At 45.8% G+C, this 1,217-nt stretch carries 1 protein-coding gene; it reads left to right on the top strand.

Annotated elements, in window-relative coordinates:
- Nucleotides 1-35: 35 nt before the first annotated feature.
- Nucleotides 36-1,217: outer membrane channel protein TolC (gene tolC / locus R7P67_RS25140; protein WP_318086361.1), on the top strand; the 1,182-nt coding region annotated here is incomplete at its 3' end.

The raw sequence follows: 1,217 nt of genomic DNA, 5'->3' as shown, positions 1-1,217 counted from the left end.
AGAATTAACCAATCTATGGACCGCGGGAATAGAAAATGAAAAAATTGCTTCCACTATTTATCAGTGCAGCGCTAGGTGGCATAAGTTCTTCTGCATGGGCAGATTCTTTAGCTGAAATCTACGACTTAGCAAAGCAAAATGATCCACAATTGCTCAGTGTAGCAGCACAGCGTGACCGAGCTTTTGAAGCAATCACCTCTAGCCGTAGTGCTCTATTACCACAAATCAACCTAACAGCGGGTTACAACCTGACTCGTGGCGACACCGACTACGACGATAGCGCTTTAGGCAAATCATCAAACGATCAAGACGCCTTAACCGCTGGTGTTAGCTTTTCTCAAACACTTTATAACCGTGCATCTTGGATTTCTCTAGACACCGCAGAGAAAAGCGCTCGTCAAGCAGACGCAACTTACGCAGCAACCCAACAAGGTTTGATCCTTCGTGTCTCTCAAGCGTACTTCGAAGTATTGCGCGCTCAAGACAATCTAGTCTTCGTTCGTGCAGAAAAAGCAGCCGTTGGTCGCCAACTAGAACAAACAAAACAACGCTTTGAAGTTGGTTTGTCGGCAATTACTGACGTTCACGACGCACAAGCTCAGTACGATGCTGTACTAGCGGATGAAGTGTTGGCAGAAAATGATCTGATCAACAGCTACGAATCGCTACGTGAAATCACAGGTCAAGAACACAAAAACTTAAACGTTCTTGATACTAACCGTTTCTCTGCGACTCGCACTAGCAGCCCTGCTGAAACATTGATCGAAGAAGCGAAAACGAAGAACCTTAGCCTATTGTCAGCTCGTATTTCTCAAGACATCGCGCGCGACAACATCTCACTAGCTAGCTCTGGTCACCTACCAACTTTATCTCTAGATGGTGGTTACAACTACGGTGATTATTCAGGCACAGAAAGTAACTACAACAGTGGCCTTGGCCGTAATGCAAATAGTGACCGTACAAGCGACGGCTTCAATATTGGCGTTAACCTAGCAGTGCCACTTTACACTGGCGGCAACGTGACATCACAAACCAAACAAGCTGAGTTTGCGTACGTTTCAGCAAGCGAAGATCTTGAAGCTCAGTACCGTAGCGTAGTGAAAGATGTTCGTGCACAAAACAACAACATCAACGCTTCTATTGGTGCGTTAAAAGCGTATGAGCAATCGGTAGTTTCAGCGAGATCTGCGCTAGAAGCGACAGAAGCAGGTTTTGAT

Source organism: Vibrio sp. Vb0937 (genome assembly GCF_033338855.1).
This window is presented reverse-complemented; position numbering and strand designations above follow the sequence as displayed.